Annotated in this window: 2 protein-coding genes; both read right to left on the bottom strand. The window is 63.4% G+C overall.

Annotation, left to right across the window (positions count from 1 at the left end; all coding sequences use genetic code 11):
• A partial coding sequence (locus AC1DWI_RS22490) for a bifunctional heptose 7-phosphate kinase/heptose 1-phosphate adenyltransferase (RefSeq protein WP_477725825.1) occupies positions 1-844 on the bottom strand: 844 nt, incomplete at its 3' end.
• A 138-nt stretch (positions 845-982) separates the two neighbouring features.
• Positions 983-1,588, bottom strand: a 606-nt coding sequence (locus AC1DWI_RS22485; RefSeq protein ID WP_477725824.1) for a tetratricopeptide repeat protein, incomplete at its 5' end; no start/stop codon positions are given.

Below are 1,588 nucleotides of genomic sequence, written 5' to 3'. Positions count from 1 at the left end.
GGTTCATGCCCGTGGCCGCCATGGCCGCCAGTGTGGCGATCACCGTATCGCCAGCGCCAGTGACGTCGAACACTTCACGCGCCACGGCCGGTACATTCAGCTCACCCTGGGCGTCAAACAGGGTCATGCCTTCCTCGCTGCGGGTCAGCAGCAGGGCATCAAGATTGAGGGTTGTGCGCAGGTTGTGGGCTTTGGTGCGCAGCTCGGCTTCGTCGCTCCAGGTGCCGATCACGTGCTCGAGTTCGGCGCGATTCGGCGTAATGATGCTGGCGTTTTTGTAGCGCGCGTAGTCCGCCCCCTTGGGATCGACCAGCACTACCTTGCCGGCAGCGCGCGCCTGGGCGATCATCAGCACGATATGCGCGAGGCCGCCCTTGCCGTAGTCGGAAAAAAGCACGGCGTCGTGCTGCGTGTGCAGTTTTTCAAATGTGGCGGACTGGGAGGCGAGCACCTCGTTTTCCGGTGTGTTTTCGAAGTCGAGCCGGATCAGCTGCTGCTGGCGGCCGATGACGCGCAGTTTGACCGTTGTTTTGAGCCGTGCATCGCGGCCGAAGTAAGGGGCGATGCCGGTTTTTTCGACCAATGCCTCCAATTGGTGGCTGGCCTCGTCGTCGCCCACCACGGTCAGCAGCGAGGCTTGCGCGCCCAGCGTGACGATGTTGTAGGCCACGTTGGCAGCGGCGCCTATGCGTTCCTCGGTGCGCGTGACACGTACCACGGGCACCGGGGCCTCAGGCGAGATGCGGTCTACCGCGCCGTACCAGTACCGGTCGAGCATGGCATCGCCCACCACGAGGACACGGGCTTTGGCGATCTTTTCAGGGGATAGGGTTGGAACTGTCATGTATGTCTGTTCTAAAACGGCTCACCGCTCAAAGGCTGCTTTTCTTGCCAAGCGGACACCGCGGAACCGGCTTTGCCGGGCCGCCAGTGTCGCCCCCTGCAAGGGGGGAGGCGGAGCGAAGCGCAGCCACGGGGGTGTTCATAGTTCTTCTATCCGGCGGGTCGGGTAGCTGTCCCAGGCCTGGCAGCCGGGGCAGTGCCAGAAGTGCTGCGTGGCTTCAAAGCCGCACGCGGCACAACGATAGCGCATCAACGGCTTGGTTGCCTGACCCAGCGAGCGCTGCACCAGTGCGTGATGGTGCGCATCCTGGAGTTGTTCCCCTTCTATCCATTTGCCGGCGGCGACGAGGGACGCCTGGCGTTCCATGTGCCTGGCATACCACTGGCGTGCCGACGCAGGGTCTTTTTCCAGTTTGACGATGGCTTCAACCACGTCGATGGACGGTGCGTTGGCGTAACTGGTCTTCAGCAACTCCAGTGCGGCGGCTTCCTGGCCGCTTGCCTGGGCGATATTGGCAAGCAGGCCGGCGGCAAGTGGCAGGCCTTGCGGTGCCAGGTCTTCCAGCTTCTGCAATGTGCGCAAGGCATCCTGGGACTTGCCGAGCTGATGCTGCAGTTTGGCCAGGTCAATCAGTGGGCGGGCCGACACCGGGGCCATGGCCACAGCCTGCTGCAATGTCTCCAGGGCCTGGCTTGTGTCGCCTGCCGCTGCGGACGCAATGGCCTGCTCGCAGAGGTAATGCGC

The sequence above is a fragment of the Polaromonas sp. P3_C2 genome, from assembly GCF_056402675.1.
Note: the sequence above shows the minus strand (reverse complement) of the source record. Positions and strands in the feature narration are given on the sequence as shown.